Raw genomic sequence first — 20,986 nt, 5'->3', positions numbered from 1 at the left:
CGAAACGGCCGGGTCGAGAGATCCGGCCGTTTTGCTTGCGGATGCCGTGACCAACTGACAACTCTGGACACGGGCAGCAGGCGCGGGGCGGCAGGACACGGGTGACCATCCGTTCGTACAACGGCGCCCTGCAGTCACTTCGCGATGTCCGCCGCGCCGCGCGCAACAGCGACCCAGACGAAGTGCCATAGGGAACCGACCTCCCCAACACCAGCCGGATGCTCTACACTCGTTGCGGTAGCATTATTGCGGACATTCCTTTGCCATGAAGAATATTGTCATCTGCTGCGACGGCACCGGCAACGAGATCAGCGAGAACATCTCGAACGTGCTCAAGCTTTATCGGTGCCTGCGCAAGACCGACAAGACGACACCGCATCAGGTCGTGTTCTACGATCCCGGCGTCGGCACGTTGACGCAGCCCGACAGCTGGCATCGCTTCAAGGCCAATTTCAACATGGTGCTGGGGCTCGCGACGGGCTACGGCCTCGACGACAACGTCATCAACGCCTACTCTTTCCTGACCACGCAGTACCAGGACGGCGATCGCATCTTCCTGTTCGGCTTCTCGCGGGGCGCCTACACCGTGCGCGTGCTGGCCGGGCTGATCCACAAGATCGGGCTGATCTCGCCGGGTCAGATCAATCTCGTCGGCCCGGGCGTGATCGCCTACAAGAAGTACTCCTCCGACAATCCGAAGGCCGGGCGCGGCATCACCAAGGAGCTCGAGAGCACCGAGGAGGACGGGCCGATCCCGGAGAGCCGCGCCGACCAGGCCGCGCAGTTCGCACGGATTACCTCGACGCGCTGGCCGACGATCCATTTCGTCGGCGTGTGGGACACGGTGGCGAGCGTGATCGTGCCGCGCACCGACCGGCTGTTTGCGCTGCCGAGCCTCGAGGAGCTCGCCTTCACGATCGAGAACCCGAGCGTGAAGATCTTCCGTCAGGCTGCGGCGATCGACGAGCGCCGCTGCATGTTCCGGCTGAAGCCGTGGGGGATGCCGCAGACCTTCACGCCGAACCGCTTCAACAAGGCGCAGGCGCGACCGCAGGACGCCAAACAGGTGTGGTTCGCCGGCGTGCATTCCGACGTCGGCGGCGGCTATCCCGAGGTGCGGTCGGCGGCTTCGAAATATCCGCTGCTGTGGATGATCGACGAGGCGGTCGAGGCCGGGCTGACGGTCAATCCGCGCACGGTGAATCAGCTCGCCTGGGGCGTGCAGCGCAAGAACAGTCCATTCTCCTACGTGGCGCCGAGCGTCCAGGGCCCGCTGCACGATTCGATGACGCCGGCCTGGCGGCTGCTGGAATGGCTGCCGAAGGGCGCGACGTACAAGGAGTGGCCGGAGCGCAAGGCGCATTTCGGATTGTACATTCCGAATTGCGAGCCGCGCTTCATTCCCGAGGGCGCGTTCGTCCACGAGAGCGTGCTGATGCGGATCGCGGAATCGCAGGACTACCGGCCCGTCAATCTGCCCGCGTCCTATGAGCGCGTCCCGCTTCCGGTCAAACAGAAGGCGGAGTAGCAGCAACGGCGCGTTGCGCGTCGGGCAGCGTCTTCAGAGGCCCGCGTGTGGCGGATCGCCTCAGATCATGCGCAGATGGATGACGCCGTCGGTCACCTCGCCACGGGCGAACTGCTCGCGCGCCATCTGCTCGAACGCCGTGCGGTTTCGCTGCAGATAGGCGAACGCCTGGTTGCGGGTGCAAAAGCAGGTCTCGAGATGACAGACCTGCCGCGTGGCGCCGATTGCGAGCGCGAATGCGATCGTCTGGCCTCCACGCTGCGTCTCGTCCTTGGCGATGCGAACGTCTGTAGCTGTCGACTTGGCCACGTCAGCCTCCTCGGTACGAAGGTCGGGTCTGTACGCGGGACGCGGTTGAGACGTAATGATCAGGCATGGATCGCCCGTCTGTTCGAGCACCGGCAACGGATCTGAAGTTCCGATAGTTCCACCGGGCAGTCGACGTCGGAAGGCGAGACGAAACCGCGCTAGCGAGCGGCCTTCTTCCGCCGCTTCGGCGCAGGCGCCGCGTCAGAACCCGCTTGCGCAGCTTCCGCTTCCTTGGCGAGCCGCAACACGCGCAGCCGCTCCATGTTCTTGCGGACCGCCGTCGCGCGCTGATCCCATTCGGCGCGCGCCTTCGCCCCGTCCTCGGCGGCGACGCGCTGGCGCTCCGACCGCGCAATGCTTTCGGGGGAGCGTTCTGACATCTTCTTGGTGGCCATCGACTGATCCTTCCGGAAACGCGGGTTACCGTCGAGACGCAGAAAGCCCGCTCAATACAGGATCGAGCGGGCAAACCGGCCATTTCAGTACATCCGTGAAATGGCCCAAGACGTCAGAGACGTCAGATCAGTGCGATCAGACCAGCGCGAGATTTTCTGCGCTGGTTTTACCGCGCATCTTGTCCGTCTTGACCTCAAAACTGACTTTCTGGCCTTCAGCCAGACCGGCGAGACCAGCGCGTTCAACAGCGCTGATGTGAACGAACACGTCGTTCCCGCCATCCTGCGGCTGAATGAAACCAAAGCCCTTCTGGCCATTGAACCACTTGACCGTACCCTGCATGTCTATCTCCAAATCATTCACCGCGCGACCATCACGCGATCTCATTCAACTGAGCGATGACTTTTGGAAATAGCCCACAGGCACATTCAGAAAGGCACAGCGGCTAATCGAACTACCTCAAGGTAGAGATTTTCTGGGGGATTACAAGGCCGAGCGGCAAATATAGTTTGCCGAGGGCCGGAACCGTTGAGTCGGCTGGCGCTGGCAATATCAGCAGATTGCCCTTATCTTCACAGCACCATCGGTAACGGCTTGGCCATCGATGGCTGAGAGACACTCGTGCTCCCGCCTTCCGACGAAGGGGATCACCGTGTCTCGCACGTATCGTGACTCATAACATTGTGAGCAACACGTTTCATTGACGCCGCTCTGCTGAGCGCGCCGCTCTCCCCGCCGCAGCGCCGATCGGCTTTGCCAACCGAATTTCATCGATAGAGATGAAGACAAGGAGGACACTTTTGCAGGTTCTTGTTCGTGACAACGACGTCGAGAAGGCGTTGCGCATCCTGAAGCGGAAGATGCAGCGCGAAGGCGTATTCCGCGAGATGAAGCGCCGCAGGTCCTATGAGAAGCCATCGGAACGCAAGACGCGCGAGAAATCCGATGCGATCAGGCGCCACCGCAAAGTCGCGCGCAAGCAGGCCATTCGCGAAGGGTTGCTGCCGGCGCCGGTCAAGAAGGTACCCGCAGCGCGGCCGGGCGCGCTCCCCTCAACGACCTCGACGCACACCGATCGTGAACGGCCGCGGGACCAGCTTACCGCTACGCCCCCGCGCAGCTGAGCAAGCGACGGCATGCCCGCCGAAATCGACGGGAAGAGGCTGGCGGTTCACGCCAGCTTCTTCGGCTGTTTGCCGGCGCCGTCAGCCGCTTCACGCGCCAATCGCTCGGCCTTCAGTCGCTCGCGGTTCTGATCGAAGGCGCTCTGCGCCTTTTCATAATCGCTTCTCGTCGGCTCGGCCGGCTTGAAGGCTTTTTGAGCCTCGCGCACGGCGGCCGTTGGCTTGCGCTCCGACATGATGAGAGTCCTCGTTGGGATGGTGAACGCCGCTGCGACATCCTGTCGAGACTGGCGCAGCACGGCACGGTTCAATGAAGGCCGCGGGTAGAGGGAGCACGAGCCCGCTGTCTTGGCGCGTACCAGCTCGGGCGACCACCCTGCGGCCCCATCGGGGTCCAGTCTTATTATAATCCAAATACGCCGAAGATGTTGCAAGCATTTGAACCCGACCCGGCACGATGCTCCATGGTTCCGACCGGCGGCCGGCTTACGCAAATCACGCCGTACCGTGCTTGCGGCCGGGAACGGCAGCGAGCAGCTCGCGCGTATAGGCGTGTTCGGGATTGGCGAACAGCGCCGCGGTCGGCTTCAGCTCGACGATCTCGCCCTTTTGCATGACGGCGATCCGATCGCAGATCTGCGCGGCCACCCGCAGGTCATGCGTGATGAACAGCATCGACAGACCAAGGCGCGCCTTCAAATCTTCCAGGAGCCGCAACACCTGCGCCTGGACTGACACATCGAGCGCCGACACTGCTTCGTCCGCGACGATGATCTCCGGATCCAGCGCGAGCGCGCGCGCAATGCCGATGCGCTGACGCTGGCCGCCGGAGAACTCGTGCGGATAGCGGCCGATGGCGCCGGCGTCGAGCCCGACCATGCCGAGCAGCTCCTGGGCGCGCTTCAGCGCCGCGTCGAGCGGCGTGCCGCGCGCGACCATGCCGTCGGCAATGATGCGGCCGACCTTGCGGCGCGGGTTGAGCGAGGCGAACGGATCCTGGAAAATCATCTGGATGCGATGACGCTGCGCGCGCAAGGCGCGCCCCTCCAGCGCCGTGAGATCGACATCGCCGATCCGCACCGTGCCGCGATCGGCCTCGATCAGCCGCATCACCAGACGCGCAACGGATGACTTCCCCGAGCCGGACTCGCCGACGAGTCCGAGCGTCTCGCCCTGGTGGATCGCGAAATTGACCGCATGCGCGGCGCGCGTCTCGCGCTTCGGGCGGAACCAGCCGGTCGGCGTCACATAGGTCTTGTCGAGGCCGATCACCTCCACCGCCCGAGGAGCAGCCTCGCGTGATTGACGCGGTGGCGGGTCGAACGACGGCACGGCCGCGAGCAGCGCCTTGGTGTAGTCGTGCTGCGGCTGGCCGAGCACGGCGGCGGCCGTGCCCTCCTCCACCACCTTGCCATGGCGCAGAACAACGACCTGGTCGGCGATGTCGGCGACGACGCCGAAATCATGGGTGATGAACATCACCGCCATGTTGTGGCTGGCCTGCAGGTTGCGGATCAGCTTGAGGATCTGCGCCTGCGTCGTGACGTCGAGCGCGGTGGTCGGCTCGTCCGCGACGAGCACCGCAGGCTCGAGCGCGAGCGCCATCGCGATCATCGCACGCTGGCGCTGGCCGCCGGAGAGCTGATGAGGATAGGCGCGGATGATCCGTTCGGGATCGGGCAGGCCGACCTCGCGCGCCAGCGCCAGCGCCTTGGCGCGGCGCTCGCGGGGGCTCAGCAGATCATGCGCCTCGAACACCTCCATCAGTTGCTCGCCGATCCGCATCAAGGGATTGAGCGCGGTCATCGGCTCCTGGAACACCATCGCGATGCGGCGGCCGCGCAGATCGCGCCAGCCGTCCTCATCGACGGCAAGCAGGTCGCGCCCCTCGAAGCGCATCTCGCCGCTCTCCACTTTCACCGTATCGGGCAGCAGCCCGAGCAGCGCATGCGCGCACATCGACTTGCCCGAGCCGGATTCGCCGACCACGCAGACGATCCTGCCCGCGGTAAGATCGAAGGAGACGCCGTCGACGGCGTGGGCGCGCTCGGCGCCCGGCGGCAAAGCGATACGGAGGTTGCGGATGGCAACGACGGGATCAGCCACGGCTCACCTGCCCTCGCGCGACAGGCGCGGGTTGAGCGCATCGTTCAGGCCCTCGCCGATCAAATTGAGGCCGAGCACCGACAGCAGGATCGCGACGCCGGGAAACACCGTGATCCACCACGCCTGACGAATGACGGTGCGGCCGGCGCCGACCATGTAGCCCCAGGAGATCAGGTTGGGATCGCCGAGGCCGAGGAACGACAGCGAGGACTCCAGGAGGATCGCCGTCGCGACCATCAACGAGGCCAGCACGATGACAGGCGACAGCGCGTTGGGCAGGATCTCGCGCCAGATGATCCAGGCATTGCTCTGGCCGGTGACGACCGCGGCCTGGACATATTCGCGGGTCCGCAGGCTCAGCACCTCGCCGCGGACGAGGCGCGCCACCGGCGGCCAGCTGACGAGGCCGATCGCGGCGACGATCGAATAGATCGACGGCTGCAGGATCGCGACCAGCACGATCGCGAGCGCGAAGCTCGGGATGGTCTGGAAGAACTCGGTGAAGCGCATCAGCGCGTCATCGACGCGGCCGCCGAAATAGCCGGCGATGGCGCCGAGCGGCACGCCGACTATCAACGCCATCAATGTCGAGACGAGGCCGACCAGCAGCGAGACGCGCGCGCCGAAGATCAGGCCGGCGAGCACGTCGCGTCCCAGCGCATCGGTGCCAAGCGGGACCTTCGACAGCGTGAACGGCGGAACGAACGGCCGCTGCACCATGCGCCACGGCGAGTTGGGAAAGTAGAACGGGCCGGCCACCGCGACGGCGATCGCCAGGGCGAGAATGATCAGCCCGATGATGCCGCTCGGGCTGCGCAGCATGGTTCGCCAGAACTGCCTCATGACGCGTACTCGATGCGCGGATCGACCAGGCGATAGACGAGGTCGGTGACGAGGTTGAAGATCAGCACCATCGCGGAGGAGACCACGAACACGCCGAGCAGGAGATTGTAGTCGCGCTGGATCAGCGCGTCATACATCAGCCGGCCGATGCCGGGCCACGCGAACACGGTCTCGGTCAATACCGCGCCGCCGACCAGCGTTCCGGCGTGGACGCCGGCGAGCGTCACCACCGGCAGCAGCGCGTTGCGTAGCACGTGGCGGCGCAGGATGACGCCGTCACGCAGGCCCTTGGCGCGCGCGGTCTTGACGAAGTCGAGCCGCTTGACCTCGAGCATCGAAGCGCGGGTCATGCGGGTGTAGGTCGCCATGAAGAACAGGCCGAGCGTCGCAGCCGGCATCGCGAGATGTGCGGCGACGTCGAGCGCGTGGCGGACTCCCGTATAGCCGGCACCGACCGTTTCATAGCCGAAGCTCGGCAACCAATCGACCCAGACCGAGAACAGCAGGATCGCGATCAGCGCGATCCAGAACAGCGGCGTTGCGTAGAAGATCAACGCGAGCACGGTAATTGCAGTATCGAGGATCGTGCCGGCGAAGCGCGCGGCGAGCGCGCCGAACAGGATGCCGAGTCCGAGCGAGATCGCGAACGCCGTGAGCGTCAGCAGCAGGGTCGCCGGCAATCGCTCGGCGATCAGCCTGGCGACCGGCGCCTGCTGGCGGAACGAGAAGCCGAGATCCAGGCTGGCGATACCCTTGACGTAGATGAGGAGCTGCTCCGGCAGCGGACGGTCGAGGCCGAATTTTTCGCGCAACTGCGCCACGAAGATCTGGTCCGAGGCACCGGCCTCGCCGGCCATGACCACGGCCGGATCGCCCGGCGCCAGCCGGATCAGGAAGAAATTCAGCACGATGATGGCGAGAAGGACGATGACGCCTTTCACGACGCGCTGGGCGATGAAGGAGAGCATGAAAGGTCCGTGAAGGTCAGCTCGGCAGGACAGCGAAACACCGGAGCGCGGGGATCATGGCCGTGCCCCGGAGTGCACCACTATTTGTCGAGCCAAGCGTCTCGGAAGCCGTCGTTGACGCCGATGCCGGTGGTGATCAGGTTCTTCACCTTGCACTTGGTGATGGTCGGGAACTGGAGCTCGAGCAGCCAGGCCACCGGCACGTCCTCAGCCAATATCTTCTGCACCTTGTCATAGGCCTCCTTGCGTTTGGCGTCGGTCGGCGCCGTGGCGCCCTCCGCGAACAGCTTGTCGACCTCCGGGTTCGAGTAGCCCTCGACATTGTTGAAGAGCTGGCCCTTGGCGATCGCCGAGGTGATGTAGTTGCGGGACACGCCGAGCGCGGGATCGCCGTACTGATACAGATAGGTGAAGGCGATGTCGTAGTCCCACTCCATGATCTTCTGGTTGCCCCCGGGCACGTCGGTCGCAATCGTCTCGATATTCATGCCGACGTCTTGAAGGTTCTGCTTCACCGCCTCGCCCCAGCGCTGCCAGGTCTCGCCATAGGCGAGCGGCAGCATGCGAATCTTTTCGCCCTTGTAGCCGGCCTCCTTGAGCAGCGCCTTGGCCTTGGCCGGGTCGTACGAATATTTCGGCACGTCGTCGGAATAGTACTTGATGGTCGATGCCGAAGGTCCGGTTGCGACCTTGCCGAGGCCGTTCCAGATCACGTCCTTGGCGAAGTCGCGATCGATGGCATACATGATCGCCTGGCGCACACTCTTGTTGGCCAGGATCGGATTGCGGTTGTTGAGCCACATCCACGACAGCGGCGAGAAGAACTCCCAGCCGGCCCCGGTGACGCAGACGCCCGGCAGCTTGGAGACGCGCGGCACGTCGAAGTTCTCGATCGAGCCGCCCGGCAGCACGTCGACCTTGCCGGTCTCGAAGGCAACCGCGCGCGCGGCGGCGTCGGGAATGATCTGCCAGTAGACCTCGTCGAGATAGGGCTTGCCCTTCTCGTGGTAGTTCGGATTTTTCACCATCCGGATGAAGGATCCCTTCTGCCATTCCTTGAACATGAAGGGGCCGGTGCCAACAGGCGCGTTGTTGTTCGGATTGGTCTTGTAGTCGGTGCCTTCATACAGGTGCTTCGGCACCATCGGCATCGAGCCGACCTCGAAGATGCCGATGAAGGGACCGAACGGCTCCTTCAGCGTGAACACCACCGTGAGATCATCCGGCGCCTCGACCTTCTCGACAATTGCGAGGTTGTTGCGAGCGCGCGCATGCGTTTGCTTCAGCATGTCGATCGAGAACAGCACGTCGGCCGACGTGAACGGCTTGCCGTCGTGCCAGGTCACGCCCTTCTTGAGCTTGAAGGTGTAGACCTTGGCATCCGGGCTGATGGTCCAGCTCTCGGCGAGGCCGGGCAGCGGCTCCAGCTTGGGACTGTAGCGCAGCAGGCCTTCGAAGATGTTGCCGGACACCATCTGCGTCGGGCCGTTCTGGACCATCGCCAGCATCAGGCCGGGCGGCTCGGGCTGGATCACCGCGTTGACCACGCCGCCGATCTTCGGCTCCTCCGCTTGCGCCGCGGACAGTCCGCAGCCAATGACCACACCCAGCAGCACCCGTTTCAACATGATGAACTTCCCAAATGTCATTGCCGGCCGCGATGCATCAAGCGCGCCAAGGTGCGCGATATCGCCATGCAGCTTCTGATGTGATGCCTGCTCTGGGCGCATGGACTGTTGGATCGTCCGCGCGCAGCGCTGTAGAACGGCTCCAATACGACTGCGGGCAACGCTTTGGAAACGTCGCCAGGACCTGTGTCAGTCGCGCAATGCGTCCACGAACGACGCGGCATCACAGGTCGAGCCCCTGATGCAAAGGCTCACACGATCATAATCGCCGCCGCAAGATGAAACTCGCGACAGCGTTAGCCCAAAAATTGAACAGGGAAAATCAGCGCCGCAGACGGGCGATCGCGCCGGAAACGATCTGCATGATCACGCCGATGATCCAGCCGACCATGATCAGCGACGTCCAGACGATGTGCGGATCTTCGCGCAGGATGATGATGGCAACGGCGAAGAACGCCGTGAGGGTTGCGAGGAAGGTCCCGAAGGCGCTCAAGAATTCGGCCGTATCGATCTTCGCCTCCGGCGAGTTCTCCTCATGAGGATGAAAAGGCAGTTGCGGCGTGTCGATGCCGAGATAGAAGCCCAGTGCCCCAGACAGCATCATCACGATCAGGAAGCCCTGTGTGGTCAGCAACGGAACGCTGGAGCCGACATGGGCCCCGACGAAGACGCCGCAGGCGGCGCCCGCCAGAGCCAGACCCGAGCGTTCGAGGATATGGGCAAACTTCCTGACGCGAAACCGCATGACCTGCCCCCAAATGTCAGACCCGCCACACGCATGCGGCGGATTCGACGCCTGGATCCGTCCTAACGGCAAGACCGTCACCCAAACGTCAAATCTGAAGCTGCACTCGCGCGAAAATTTTAGCTACATTTCTTTTGACGCCAGCATTGCCCGAAAGGGAGGGTGAATGCTGGCGCCAAGAGAGACTAGGCGGCCTTGGTGAGGCCGGCATTGAGGTGGCTCAATCTCGGCATCACCTCCTGCTTCAACAGGCGCAGCGAGTTGTGCCAGGCTTCCGGCCTGTGCTTGTAGTCGAAGCCGAACACGCACAGCGTGCCGAAGCCGCCGACCTCATGCCAGATCTTCTCGATCTTCTCGGTCACCGTCGCCGGCGAGCCGACGATCCAGTTGCGCCTGGCGCAATAGTCCACCGTCACGTCGGAATCGGGCACGTCGGGTGAGTGCTTCAGATAGTCCTTGAAGCCGAAATGACCGAGCAGGGGCAGGAAGTACTCGCCCATCATCCGTCCCATCATGTCGCCGGAGGACAAACGCCAGGCTTCCTCGTCCGTATCGGCGACGAACACCTCGCGCACCAGCCGCCAATCGCTGCGGCTGGGCTTGCGACCGGACTTCGCGGCGCCGGCCTCGACGGAGTCCCAGTGCGACGACACATAGGCGGGGTTGAGGTTGAGGCTCATCGGGATGAAGCCACGCTCACCGGCGAGCTTCAGCGTATCGGAGTTCTTCGACAGGCCGGCGACGCCGATCGGCGGATGCGGCGCCTGCACCGGCTTGATGTGCGGCTTGAGGAAGTCGAACATCACGTCGGGCTTGGTCACCGTCCAGTACTTGCCCTTGTACGTCCATGGCGCGTCCTCGGACCACATCTTCAGGATGATCTCCAGCGCCTCGCGCGTCATCTCGCGGTTCTGGCCGCTCATGCCGTCGACGTTGAACATCGCCCAGTCGCTCGGCAGGCCGGATGCGGCAATGCCGAAATTGAGCCGGCCGTCGGAGAGGTGATCGAGCATCGCGACGCGATTGGCGAGCTCGGCCGGGTGATGATAGGGCAGCAGGAAGCCGCCGGGCCCGAGCCGGATGTTCTTGGTTTCACGGAAGGCCTGCGCCAGAATCAGGTCGGGCGCCGGATGCGGCTCCCAGGGCGCGGTGTGATGCTCGCCGATCCAGGCTTCCTGATAGCCGAGCTCGTCGAGCCACCGCAGGACCTGCAGATCCCATTCCTGCCCCTCCTTCAATCCGCACTCCGGCGGATGCGAGGGCATCGTGAAATATCCGATTTCCATGGCGCTTTCCTCTCGCGTTTGTATTGCGGCGCATCTTCGTGATGCGCTCATCGTCACGCGAGACGAAACACGACCAGACGAGTCGGCATCGCCGCACGTGGTCTGCGAAGTCTAGCACTTCGTCGGACAGCGACAATCGTCAGCCGTGTCGCGGGCGGAATGATGACCGCAGAATTTTGCAGCGCTGATGCGCAACATTGCGGTCATCAATTGCACGTCAGCGTGCGCCGAACGTCGTCTTGCCGAACAGCTCCTTCTGCGTCGACGGCTGCGAGCGCCAATATTGCGGAGGTGCGGCGACTTGTCCGCCGAGCTCTGCTGCCGCGTGCCAGCCCCAGCGCGGGTCATAGAGCATGCCGCGGGCCAGCGCGACCATGTCGGCCTTGCCCGAGGCCACGATCTCCTCGGCCTGCTGCGCCTGCGTGATGAGACCGACCGCAATGGTGGGAAGCCCCGTCGCCTGTTTCACGGCCGCGGCGAACGGCACCTGATAGCCGGGTCCGAGCGTGATCTTCTGCAACGGCGACACGCCGCCCGAGGAGACGTCGATCCAATCGGCGCCGCGGTGCTTCAGCGCTTGCGCAAATATGATGGTCTGCTCGAGATCCCAGCCGCCGTCGACCCAGTCGGTGGCCGAGACACGCATGCCGACCGGCTTGTCCGCAGGGAAGACGGCGCGCACCGCATCGTAGACTTCGAGCGGAAAGCGCATGCGATTCTCCAGAGACCCGCCGTAGCTGTCGGTGCGCTGGTTGGCGATCGGCGACAGAAACTGATGCAACAGATAGCCATGCGCGCCGTGGAGCTCGATCGCGTCGATGCCGAGGCGCGCCGCCCGTTGCGATGCGGAAACGAACGCATCGCGGATGCGGGCCAGGCCCGCGAGATCGAGCGCCTCCGGCGCGAGCTCGCCCTCCTTGTGCGGCAGGGCCGACGGCGCGACCGTCTGCCATCCGCCGTCCGCGAGCGGAATCTGCTGTCCGCCATCCCACGGCTTGTGGCTGGAGCCCTTGCGGCCGGCATGGGCGAGCTGCATCGCAACCGCAGCCTTCGCATGTTTGCGAACCGAGGCCAGGATCGGCTTCAGCGCAGCTTCCGTCACGTCGTCCCACAACCCGAGACAGCCGGGAGTGATGCGCCCGATCGGCTCGACATGCGTCGCCTCGATGCAGAACATCGCCGCGCCCGACAGCGCCAGCGTGTTGATGTGGGTGAAGTGCCAGTCATTGGCCGCGCCATTCTCGGCCGAGTACTGGCACATCGGCGACACCATGATGCGGTTGGCGAGTTCGAGACTGCGCAGCTTGATCGGAGTGAACAGGGCGCTCATGCTGAGTTCCAGGTTGTGACGGTTGACGCGATGATCTGATGGCCGCGAGTGTCGATCATGGACGAGCCGCGGTCAACGCGAGCCGCCGCAGCGGCGTCGCAGCTCACTCCATCAGCGTGAACTGCAGCAGGAGCGTGCGCTGGATCATCGAGAAGTTGTCGTCGGACACCAGCGTCAGCACGGTCTCGCCCTCCGGCGTCACATGCGCATCGATGCCCTCGAGATTGTCGATCTCCTGGCCGAGATCGGCGGAGAAGATCGCCGGACCATCGACCAGCGCGCCCGGCGCAATCTGCGCCAGCGTCAGCCGGCGGATTCGAATGCCGACCCCGTTGAACAGCGAGAACTTGCGTTCGAGTACCAGAAGATCGCCCGACGGCAGCAGCACGGCATCGCTGACGTCGAAGTCGTTGCTGCGAACGATGCTGAACTGTCCCGCGGCCGGTCCGCCGATCAGGAAGGCCAGCAGATTGCCGTTCGGGTCCAGACCGCGCTCGGAGAGCGCGATCAGGGTGCCGGCGAGCGGCAGGCCCTTCGGCACGACCACCAACGCCTCCAGTCCCTTGTTGTGGGGCAGCCGCTTGGCGGCTGGCGGCAGCGGCACGATCTCGCCGCGCGCGCCGGTTCCACCCTTGGCGAAGTCGTAGCGCAAGAGCTGGTTGACGCGTTCGAGGCCGACATAGACGATGTCTCCATCGCGCGCGAGCGACTCGGAATCATACCAACCGCGATCGGTGATGGGACGTCCGTCCAGACCAAGCAGCGGCGCCGCTTCGACATCGGCGAGCCCCGCGATCTCGCGGCCGGAATAGGCAATGCGGCCAGTGAACCAGCCGCCCTTGTCGCTGACCGCGAGGAAGCGTTCACCCTTGGCATCGAGCCGGATGCCGGACAGGCCGCCGAAGCCGGGAAAGGACGAGGTCAGCGCCACGCCGCTGCGATATTGCAGCATCCCGAAGCGCAGATGCGTCCGATCGCGGAGGTCGAACGAGGGCAGCGGTCGCGCGTTGACCTCGATCTTGACCGCCGATGTGACGGAGTGCTCGTCGATGGTGACGCGTCTGCGAACCGGCGCCGGCGCAAGCTGCGCAAAAGCCGTCTTGGACCATGCGAATGCCGACACTCCGCCGATGGTCAGCGCGAGAAAGCGCCTGCGGTCGGCAATCGCCTGCAGCGACATCGTTAGCGGAGCCCCCTCCCCCACCTCCTCCGAGCCGGAGGAGGCACGCAGCCGGCCGACGGCCGCTTACGAATGCAGCCTGCGCTTTTGCCCCGGCGCAGGCTGCGGCGCCGCGTGGGTCTCGGTGAACAATTCGGCGAGCTTCTCGGTGATGGCGCCACCGAGCTCCTCGGCATCGACGATGGTCACCGCGCGACGGTAGTAACGCGTGACGTCGTGGCCGATGCCGATCGCGATCAGCTCGACCGGCGAGCGGGTCTCGATCTCCTCGATGATGTGGCGCAGATGCCGCTCGAGATAGTTACCGGGATTGACCGACAGCGTGGAGTCATCGACCGGCGCACCGTCCGAGATCATCATCAGGATCTTGCGCTGCTCGGCACGCCCGAGCAGGCGCTTGTGCGCCCAGTCGAGCGCCTCGCCGTCGATGTTCTCTTTCAGCAACCCCTCGCGCATCATCAGACCGAGATTCTTGCGCGCCCGCCGCCACGGCGCATCGGCCGATTTGTAGATGATGTGGCGGAGGTCGTTGAGGCGGCCGGGATTGGCCGGCTTGCCGGCGGCAAGCCACGCCTCGCGCGACTGTCCGCCCTTCCATGCCCGCGTCGTGAATCCGAGGATCTCGACCTTGACGCCGCAGCGCTCCAGCGTGCGCGCGAGAATGTCGGCGCAGGTCGCGGCCACCGTGATCGGCCGCCCACGCATCGAGCCGGAATTGTCGAGCAGCAGCGTCACCACGGTGTCGCGGAAGGTCGCTTCCTTCTCGCGCATGAATGACAACGGCTGATAGGGGTCGATGACGACGCGCGACAGCCGCGCCGGATCGAGGATGCCCTCCTCGAGATCGAACTCCCAGGCGCGGTTCTGCTGCGCCATCAGCCGGCGCTGCAGCCGGTTGGCGAGCCGCGCCACGATGCCCTGCAGATGCGCGAGCTGCTTGTCGAGATAGGAGCGCAACCGCTCCAGCTCGTCATGGTCGCACAGGTCTTCCGCGGCAATGACCTCGTCGAATTTCGGCGCGAAGGCGTGATATTCGGGGCCGCGCGGCTCGTTGGCGCCGCCGCGGTTCGGACGCGTCGCCTCGCCCGGCGTCTCGTCGTCGCCGAGTTCGCCGTCGTCGAGCGTGTCAGACGCCGAGGCCTGGGCCGCCTCCATCGCGCTCTCCGACATCTCGTCCGACGTCGTCTGCGCCTGGTCGGCGCTCATCTCCTGGGCAGCGTCGGAATCCGGCGAGCCCTCGGCGCCGGACTGCTCATTGTCGCCATCGCGATTGTCGTCGTTGTCCTCGTCCTCTTCCGAATCCGCGTTGCGCTCGTCGCCGAGATCCAGCGCCGAGAGCAGATCGTGAACCAGGTCGCCGAACTTGGCCTGGTCCTCGGTGAAACGGCCGAGTTCATCGAGGCGCTGGCCGATCCTGTCCTCCAGGAACGGACGCCAGAGATCGACCACCTTGCGCGCCGCGTTCGGCGGCGCCATGCCGGTCAGCCGCTCGCGCACCAGCATCGCCAGCGCATCCGACAGCGGTGCGTCGGCGCGGTCGGTGATCTCGTCATACTTGCCGCGATGGAAATGGTCGTCGAGCATCGCCGTGAGATTCTTGGCGACGCCGGCCATGCGTTTTGCACCGATCGCCTCGACACGCGCCTGCTCGACCGCCTCGAACACGCCACGCGCCTGCGGATTGCCCGGGATCAGCTTGCGATGGATCTTCGGATCATGGCAGGCGAGCTTCAGTGCGATCGAGTCGGCATGGCCGCGCACGACGGCGGCGTCGCGCTTGGTCATCTTGCGCGCCGGCTCCGGCAGCCGGGCCTTGCCCGGCGCGAGGCCGGGACGCTCGGCCGCGAAGGAGACTTCGAGCTCAGGCGCCCTGGCGATCGCGCGCAGGCACCCCGTGACCGACCTCTTGAAAGGTTCGGTCGGTGCTTCCTTGACGCCAGGACGGGGCTTGTTGCTCGGTGTGGTCATCTGATTCCTGCGGCTATCGTCCCGGCGAACGCCAGGCCCGATAACCACCGGCGTTCGTTTGTTCGCACTCGCTCTCCCGCATCACCCGACGAGAGAGGCCGCGGCGTATGGGTCCCGGCCCGAGGCCAGAACGACGCCGGTGTGTCAGCTCAGCGCCACGTTGATGGAGGATTCCGGCAGCTCCGCATTGAAGCAGCGCTGATAGAATTCCGCGACCAGCGGACGCTCGAGCTCGTCGCACTTGTTGAGGAACGTCACACGGAAGGCGAAGCCGATGTCACTGAAGATCTCGGCGTTCTCGGCCCAGGTGATCACCGTGCGCGGGCTCATCACCGTCGACAGATCGCCATTGGCGAAGGCGTTGCGCGTGAGGTCGGCGAGCCGCACCATCTTGTTGACGGTGTCGCGACCCTGCGGGTTCTGATAGTGCTTGGCCTTGGCCAGCACGATCTCGACCTCCTCGTCATGGGCGAGGTAGTTGAGCGTGGTGACGATCGACCAGCGATCCATCTGGCCCTGGTTGATCTGCTGGGTGCCGTGATAGAGGCCCGAAGTGTCGCCGAGCCCGATGGTGTTGGCGGTCGCGAACAGACGGAACGCCGGGTGCGGCTTGATGACCTTGTTCTGGTCGAGCAGGGTCAGGCGGCCCGACACTTCGAGCACGCGCTGGATCACGAACATCACGTCGGGGCGGCCGGCATCATATTCGTCGAACACCAGCGCGACGTTGTGCTGCAGCGCCCAGGGCAGGATGCCGTCGCGAAATTCGGTGACCTGCTTGCCGTCCTTCACCACGATCGCGTCCTTGCCGACGAGGTCGATGCGGCTGATATGGCTGTCGAGGTTGACGCGCACGCAGGGCCAGTTGAGTCGCGCCGCGACCTGCTCGATATGGGTCGACTTGCCCGTCCCATGGTAACCAGTCACCATCACGCGGCGGTTCTTGGCGAAGCCAGCCAGGATCGCAAGGGTGGTGGCGCGGTCGAAGCGGTAGTCGGCGTCGACTTCGGGAACATGCGGGTCGCTTGCGGAAAAGGCCGGCACCTCAAGGTCGCTGTCGATCCCGAACACCTGCCGCACCGACACCTTCATGTCGGGCACACCGGTCATCTCCTGCGCATTGGTCGTAGCGGCGGTCGTCATTCATCCTCCGAGGTCCCGGGCATTCCCGAAACCAGATTTCATGTTTGGCTGCGGTTGAAGGGCTTCGACGCCAGCCTAGCAGAGAGCACGCGCGGGCAGAAGCCTAAGCCTTGATCAAAGTTCCGTCGTTATATCATCGAGATAGGCATGAGTGGTCGTTTTCGAAAGGCTGCCCTGCGAATCGTGCCACCTTTCCGCCCACCGGCTCTTCCCAGGATCTCGACGTGGCACCCGGAGCCGGGGTTCCTACTTATGGAGGAGCTCCCCGCCCACCCTCTGCACCAACAGGAACCGCGTGGCCCATCTGCTCGATCCCCTCATTGCCTTCGTCTCAGCGCATGCGGGACTGGCTTATCTCACCCTGTTTCTGGCCGCCCTGCTGGAGGCGATCCCGATCGTGGGCTCGGTGGTTCCAGGCACGACCATCATCCTGGCGCTGAGCGCATTGATTCCGGGCGGCGAGCTGACCCTGCAATGGGTGCTGGCGGCGGCGATCCTGGGCGCGGTGCTGGGGGACGGCGGGGCGTTCTGGGTCGGCCATCGCAGGCAGCGCGAGATCTTGACGAGCTGGCCGTTCTCGAACTATCCGCGCCTGGTGGCGCAGAGCGAGGCCCTGTTCCACCGTTTCGGCACCCTGGCGATCTTCTTCGCCCGCTTTATCGCGCCGATCCGCGCCGTCGTACCGATCACGGCCGGCGCGCTCGACATCCCTCCGCCCCGCTTCTACGCCGTGAACATCCCTGCCATCGTGCTGTGGGCCTGCGCCCATGTCCTGCCCGGAGTGTTCGCCGTGCAGCTGTTGCACCGTTATGGCGGCATTCCGCATCATAGCCATATCGCCAAGTCCACCTGGATCATCGCGACTGTCGCGGGCACGATCGTGGTCTGGCTCGTGCTGTGGCTCGTGCGGAAGCGACGCGAAACTCAGCTGGCGGCCGGCACGGCGGAATAGGCGGACGGCGGTCGCTAGAGCGTCTCCAGGATAGCGCCGCGCCCCGGGATGGGTCCGGTGTAGCGGGCGCGCGGCCGGATCAGGCGGCCGAACTGCAGCTGCTCGCAGGCATGGGCGATCCAGCCGACGCAGCGCGCCATCGCGAACAGCGCCAGCTCGCTTCCCGCGGGCAGCCGCAGGCTGTGAACCAGCACGGCCAGCGCGTAATCGATGTTCACGAATTCACCGGTCGCTTCCGCGATCCGCTCGGGCACCTCGCGGGTGAATTTGCGCGGCGCACCGGCGCGCGTCAGCGCCTCCAGGAGCGAGATGGCGCGAGGGTCGCCGTGCTTGTAAACGCCGTGGCCGAAGCCGGCGAAGCGCTCGCCGAGCGCCACCCGCTCGCGGATCAGCGGCGCGACATCGCGATCGATGAGTGCCTTCACCAGCTGCGACGCCAGGACGCCGGCGCCGCCGTGCTGCGGTCCCTTGAGCGCCGCAAGACCCGCGATGACGGCATCGTAGAGGCTGAGGCCCGTCGACGCCGCACAGCGGACGGTGAAGGTCGAGGCGTTCAGCTCATGATCGGCCAGCAGCACCAGGGTGCGACGGATCAGGTCCGGCGCATGTTCATGTCCGGGCGCCCAGCTCCGCGCGACCTGAACATGGAGCGGATCGGCTGACGCTGGCTGGTTCAACATGGTTGCGACCACAAGCCGAACGATGCGCGCGCCGACCAGCGCCCGACCGTCGGGAGCGCGGTTGAAAGCCGCGGGATCAGCATGTGTCGCCAGCGCCAGTACCGCGATGGCGCGGTCGATCGGCGCCGCGCGCCGCGCAGCATCGGCGATGAAACCCATCTCCTCCGACACGGCCGGAAGGTTGCCTGGCGCAAACGGATCGAGCGCGGTCACGTCCCACAGCAGGGTCGCAGCATGCTCCAGCGTGCCGCGCACGGCCAGGTCGACGCAATTGACGCCGCGATAGATCGGACCGGCTTCGGTGATCGTCGACACGGCGGAATCGAACACGGGGAGGTCCGCATCGAAGCTACGGAAGGCGCGCGGCTCGGGGGCCGGTGCGCGCCTTTCCTTCAGGGCTCGGATGTCCTCGGCGCGATAGCGGTTGCTGCGCGAATTCGGAGACGGCTCGGAGCGGACCAGTCCGCGGCTGACATAGGCGTAGAGGGTGGCCGGCGAGATCGCGAGTTCCGCCGAAGCTTCACGAGCAGATAGGTAAAGGCCGCTGTCTTTTTTCATATTGATCAGCTTAATCAAGATTGATCAAGTTGTCGACTGAGCGGATCTTGTCAGCGTGATCATTCTCGAAGGAGACCCTCGCCATGACCATCCAGCTCGGCAAGACCCCGATCGGCCTCGACGGCATCGCCGCCGCCGAGACCGTGCTCAGCCACGTCGACGGCCAGCAGGGGGAGCTCATCATCGCCGGAGCGCGTGTGGCCGATCTCGCCGCCGCCAGCGGCTTCGAGGGCGTGACCGCCCGGCTATGGAGCGCGGCGACGAAGCGCACCGTCGGCGAGGCCGAGGTCCGCGCCAGCCTTGGCCGTGCCCGCGAGCGTGCCTTTGCCCGGCTGCCCGAGCTGCTCGCCGCGACCTCCGGCCTGTCGATCATCGACGGCTTCCGCGCCGCCGTCGCGGCGCTGCGGTCCGAACCCGGGCTCGACGACGAAGCCACGATCGTCGGCGCCTGCCCGGTGATCGCCGGCGCCCTGGTCCAGCGCGCCCAGGGAACACAGCCGATCGCGCCCGACCCTGACGCCGGTCACGCCGCAGACACGTTGCGGATGGTCCGCGGCGACACGCCCGAGAGCGGCGAGGTGGCGGCGCTGGACACGTATCTCGTCACCGTCAGCGATCACGGCATGAACGCCTCGACCTTCGCCGCGCGCGTCGTCGCCTCGACCCAGGCCGACCTGTTCGCGTCAGTCACCGCCGGCTATTGCGCGCTCACCGGCCCGCTGCATGGCGGCGCGCCGGAGCCGGTGCTGGAAATGCTCAACGCGATCGGCACGCGCGACAACATCAGGCCGTGGGTCGACGCGGCGCTCGGCCGTGGCGAGCGGCTGATGGGGTTCGGGCATCGGATCTATCGCGTGCGCGATCCGCGGGCCGACGTGCTCAAGGGCGCGATCGAGCGGCTGGCGGGCAGCGGGGCTGATCTGCCGTTTGCGAGCGAGGTGGAGGCTTACATTCGCCAAGCGCTGCGGCAGAAGAATCCGGAGCGCGTGCTCGACACCAATGTCGAGTTCTTCACCGCCATCCTGCTCGATGCGCTGAAGATTCCGCGCCAGGCGTTCACGCCGATCTTCGCGGTGGCGCGTGCCGCCGGCTGGACGGCGCATGCCCGCGAGCAACAGCGCACCGGGCGGTTGATCCGGCCGAGCTCGGCCTATATCGGGCCGAAGCCCTGATACCTTCAACGCGACGTGCGGCAGCCTCGCGCGCTGCCGCGCGTCAGCCCTTCACCACCGTCTTCAGGTAGTTGTAGGCCTTGATGATCTCGATCAGGCGATCCTCGGTGGAGCGGTCGCCGCCATTGGCATCGGGATGGTGCTGCTTCACCAGCGCCTTGTACTTGACCTTGACATCCTCGAGCGTCGCGTCGGGACCGAGGCCCATCACCTGCAGCGCCTTGCGCTCGGCGTTGAAGACCTTGCGCGTCTCGGCCTTGGGAGCCGAGCGGGGATCCGGACGCCAACTGCCGCGGCCGTTGATCTCGGCGAATACGCTGAACGGATCGGCGGCATCGCCGAGATCGCCCTCGGCGCTGCCGGTGCCGCGCTTGGCCGACGTGTTGGCACCCATCTTCCAGGTCGGGCGGTGTCCGGTCAGCGCATCCTTCTGGTAGCGCGCGACCGCTTCGGCGTTCATCCCCGAGAAGAAATTGTAGGACTGGTTGTACTCGCGCACGTGATCGAGACAGAAGTGCCAATACTCGCGCGCGTTCTCGCGTCCCTTGGGCGCGCGATGCGAGCCCTTGTTCTTGCAGTCCGGCCACTGACAGGGCTGGGCCTCCTCGCGCACCACCGGCTGCCGCGCAGCCTGCTTCTTGGGCTTGATGCGGATGGAGTCGAAGAATTTGTTTGAATCGATCGGCATGGCGGACTTTGACTACGCAACGCGAAAAGCTTCAAGTCTTGACATTGCGAATACCTCAGGCGGGGACCGCCGATTGACGAAAAATAATTTGATGCGTATTTCCAGAGACCATGCGGACCCGAGATGCTATCATCAAAAAGTTGCGCGAAGCTTTCTCGCCCGAGAGCCTCGATGTTCAAGACGAATCACATCTGCATGAAGGCCATGTGGGCCATCAGCCGAGCGGTGAGACCCATTTCCGCGTGTATATTGTGTCGCAGGCCTTCGCCGGCAAGAGCCGTGTCGATCGCCACCGCCTGATCAACGCCGCATTGGCAGCGGAACTTGCCGGCTCGGTGCACGCGCTCGCGCTGCATGCGAAGGCGCCGGGCGAGGCTTGATC

General features: G+C 65.1%; 21 protein-coding genes. 5 read left to right on the top strand and 16 right to left on the bottom strand.

Going from position 1 to position 20,986, the window contains the following annotated elements:
• Positions 1 to 265: 265 nt before the first annotated feature.
• Positions 266 to 1,528, top strand: a complete 1,263-nt coding sequence (locus QW861_RS16715) for a DUF2235 domain-containing protein (RefSeq protein WP_316193287.1) — start codon at positions 266 to 268, stop codon at positions 1,526 to 1,528.
• A 60-nt stretch (positions 1,529 to 1,588) separates the two neighbouring features.
• On the opposite strand, the gene QW861_RS16710 is transcribed toward QW861_RS16715, so the two are convergent.
• The 3 genes from QW861_RS16710 to QW861_RS16700 all read right to left on the bottom strand — a co-directional run bounded on the left by QW861_RS16710 (position 1,589) and on the right by QW861_RS16700 (position 2,575).
• Entirely contained in the window at positions 1,589 to 1,837 is a 249-nt protein-coding gene (locus QW861_RS16710; protein WP_315715244.1) for a hypothetical protein, read from the bottom strand.
• 158 nt (positions 1,838 to 1,995) lie between these two features.
• Positions 1,996 to 2,232, bottom strand: a complete 237-nt coding sequence (locus QW861_RS16705) for a transcriptional regulator (RefSeq protein ID WP_315752299.1) — start codon at positions 2,230 to 2,232, stop codon at positions 1,996 to 1,998.
• A 136-nt stretch (positions 2,233 to 2,368) separates the two neighbouring features.
• Positions 2,369 to 2,575 carry a cold-shock protein gene (locus QW861_RS16700; protein WP_315715242.1) on the bottom strand — a complete coding sequence of 69 codons (207 nt, stop codon included), beginning with the start codon at positions 2,573 to 2,575 and terminating at the stop codon, positions 2,369 to 2,371.
• 458 nt (positions 2,576 to 3,033) lie between these two features.
• Here QW861_RS16700 and rpsU point away from each other — a divergent pair, with 458 nt between their 5' ends.
• Positions 3,034 to 3,357: a 30S ribosomal protein S21 gene (rpsU, locus tag QW861_RS16695; protein ID WP_315715241.1), complete on the top strand. Its 324-nt coding sequence runs from the start codon at positions 3,034 to 3,036 to the stop codon at positions 3,355 to 3,357.
• A 47-nt stretch (positions 3,358 to 3,404) separates the two neighbouring features.
• On the opposite strand, the gene QW861_RS16690 is transcribed toward rpsU, so the two are convergent.
• From QW861_RS16690 to cobS, 11 genes are all read right to left on the bottom strand, one after another.
• Positions 3,405 to 3,593, bottom strand: coding sequence for a hypothetical protein (locus QW861_RS16690; RefSeq protein WP_315715240.1), 189 nt, complete (start codon positions 3,591 to 3,593; stop codon positions 3,405 to 3,407).
• 259 nt (positions 3,594 to 3,852) lie between these two features.
• Positions 3,853 to 5,463 carry an ABC transporter ATP-binding protein gene (locus QW861_RS16685; RefSeq protein WP_315752300.1) on the bottom strand — a complete coding sequence of 537 codons (1,611 nt, stop codon included), beginning with the start codon at positions 5,461 to 5,463 and terminating at the stop codon, positions 3,853 to 3,855.
• Positions 5,464 to 5,466: 3 nt separating this feature from the next.
• Positions 5,467 to 6,306, bottom strand: a complete 840-nt coding sequence (locus tag QW861_RS16680) for an ABC transporter permease (RefSeq protein WP_315752301.1) — start codon at positions 6,304 to 6,306, stop codon at positions 5,467 to 5,469.
• Positions 6,303 to 7,274 carry an ABC transporter permease gene (locus QW861_RS16675; protein ID WP_315735163.1) on the bottom strand — a complete coding sequence of 324 codons (972 nt, stop codon included), beginning with the start codon at positions 7,272 to 7,274 and terminating at the stop codon, positions 6,303 to 6,305. The genes QW861_RS16680 and QW861_RS16675 overlap by 4 nt, the downstream gene beginning before the upstream one ends.
• A gap of 80 nt (positions 7,275 to 7,354) precedes the next feature.
• Entirely contained in the window at positions 7,355 to 8,902 is a 1,548-nt protein-coding gene (locus tag QW861_RS16670; RefSeq protein WP_315752302.1) for an ABC transporter substrate-binding protein, read from the bottom strand.
• A 322-nt stretch (positions 8,903 to 9,224) separates the two neighbouring features.
• Positions 9,225 to 9,647, bottom strand: a complete 423-nt coding sequence (locus tag QW861_RS16665; RefSeq protein ID WP_315715425.1) for a hypothetical protein — start codon at positions 9,645 to 9,647, stop codon at positions 9,225 to 9,227.
• Positions 9,648 to 9,832: 185 nt separating this feature from the next.
• On the bottom strand, positions 9,833 to 10,933 hold the full coding sequence (locus tag QW861_RS16660) for an LLM class flavin-dependent oxidoreductase (protein ID WP_315715235.1): 1,101 nt from the start codon (positions 10,931 to 10,933) through the stop codon (positions 9,833 to 9,835).
• A 217-nt stretch (positions 10,934 to 11,150) separates the two neighbouring features.
• A complete protein-coding gene (locus QW861_RS16655; protein WP_316170979.1) occupies positions 11,151 to 12,263 on the bottom strand; it encodes an NADH:flavin oxidoreductase/NADH oxidase in 1,113 nt (370 codons plus the stop codon).
• Between the two features lie 103 nt (positions 12,264 to 12,366).
• Positions 12,367 to 13,443 (bottom strand): esterase-like activity of phytase family protein, encoded by a 1,077-nt coding sequence (locus QW861_RS16650; RefSeq protein ID WP_316170980.1) that lies wholly within the window; start codon positions 13,441 to 13,443, stop codon positions 12,367 to 12,369.
• A 66-nt stretch (positions 13,444 to 13,509) separates the two neighbouring features.
• Positions 13,510 to 15,411: a cobaltochelatase subunit CobT gene (gene cobT / locus QW861_RS16645; RefSeq protein ID WP_315715232.1), complete on the bottom strand. Its 1,902-nt coding sequence runs from the start codon at positions 15,409 to 15,411 to the stop codon at positions 13,510 to 13,512.
• A 144-nt stretch (positions 15,412 to 15,555) separates the two neighbouring features.
• Positions 15,556 to 16,554: a cobaltochelatase subunit CobS gene (cobS, locus tag QW861_RS16640; RefSeq protein WP_315715231.1), complete on the bottom strand. Its 999-nt coding sequence runs from the start codon at positions 16,552 to 16,554 to the stop codon at positions 15,556 to 15,558.
• Between the two features lie 295 nt (positions 16,555 to 16,849).
• Between cobS and QW861_RS16635 the strand changes: the two genes are divergently transcribed.
• Positions 16,850 to 17,506 carry a DedA family protein gene (locus tag QW861_RS16635; protein ID WP_315752305.1) on the top strand — a complete coding sequence of 219 codons (657 nt, stop codon included), beginning with the start codon at positions 16,850 to 16,852 and terminating at the stop codon, positions 17,504 to 17,506.
• 14 nt (positions 17,507 to 17,520) lie between these two features.
• On the opposite strand, the gene QW861_RS16630 is transcribed toward QW861_RS16635, so the two are convergent.
• Positions 17,521 to 18,744, bottom strand: coding sequence for a citrate synthase family protein (locus QW861_RS16630; protein ID WP_316193286.1), 1,224 nt, complete (start codon positions 18,742 to 18,744; stop codon positions 17,521 to 17,523).
• An 83-nt stretch (positions 18,745 to 18,827) separates the two neighbouring features.
• On the opposite strand from QW861_RS16630, the gene QW861_RS16625 reads away from it, so the two are divergent.
• Complete coding sequence (locus QW861_RS16625) at positions 18,828 to 19,916, top strand: citrate synthase/methylcitrate synthase (protein ID WP_316193285.1); 1,089 nt, start codon at positions 18,828 to 18,830, stop codon at positions 19,914 to 19,916.
• A 43-nt stretch (positions 19,917 to 19,959) separates the two neighbouring features.
• On the opposite strand, the gene QW861_RS16620 is transcribed toward QW861_RS16625, so the two are convergent.
• Positions 19,960 to 20,604: a J domain-containing protein gene (locus QW861_RS16620; protein WP_315715227.1), complete on the bottom strand. Its 645-nt coding sequence runs from the start codon at positions 20,602 to 20,604 to the stop codon at positions 19,960 to 19,962.
• Between the two features lie 110 nt (positions 20,605 to 20,714).
• On the opposite strand from QW861_RS16620, the gene QW861_RS16615 reads away from it, so the two are divergent.
• Complete coding sequence (locus QW861_RS16615) at positions 20,715 to 20,984, top strand: BolA family protein (RefSeq protein WP_316174476.1); 270 nt, start codon at positions 20,715 to 20,717, stop codon at positions 20,982 to 20,984.
• Positions 20,985 to 20,986 lie beyond the last annotated feature (2 nt).

The organism is Bradyrhizobium sp. SZCCHNRI1029, assembly GCF_032487555.1.
In the GTDB taxonomy this organism is placed as follows: domain Bacteria; phylum Pseudomonadota; class Alphaproteobacteria; order Rhizobiales; family Xanthobacteraceae; genus Bradyrhizobium.
This window is presented reverse-complemented; position numbering and strand designations above follow the sequence as displayed.